Origin of the sequence: Psychrobacter sp. S1-30-MNA-CIBAN-0213, from assembly GCF_040309845.1 — a bacterium.
Lineage (GTDB): Bacteria > Pseudomonadota > Gammaproteobacteria > Pseudomonadales > Moraxellaceae > Psychrobacter.
In genome coordinates this window covers 1-286 of the sequence record NZ_JBEOPE010000049.1, presented here as the reverse complement: position 1 = coordinate 286, position 286 = coordinate 1, and the positions used below count along the sequence as shown (strand labels likewise).

The following is a 286-nucleotide window of genomic DNA, read 5'->3' as shown; positions in this document are numbered from 1 at the left end:
ACTTATCAACGCGCAATAAGCCTGATGGCAATGGGCTTGCCAGTGTAGTTGAGCGTTTTATTACCGAAGCACGCAAACAAGCGGACAGTAGCGGAGAAGCTATCAGTGACGTTATACAGCAAAATTTAGCTGAATTGACTGAGTTGGTAGGTGGTTATGATTTTGCAAAAGTCATTGAAGCTTATTGGCAAGGACACGAAGAAGGTAATGACGAGTTAAAAGTCAACGCTATTCGCTGGCTACGTGCAGAATACTCTACTAAAACTGATGCCAAAAGAGACTTAGG

General features: G+C 43.0%; 1 protein-coding gene. It reads left to right on the top strand.

Annotation, left to right across the window (positions count from 1 at the left end; all coding sequences use genetic code 11):
* Positions 1–286: BREX system ATP-binding domain-containing protein (locus AAEY87_RS13905; protein WP_350657597.1), on the top strand; the 286-nt coding region annotated here is incomplete at both ends.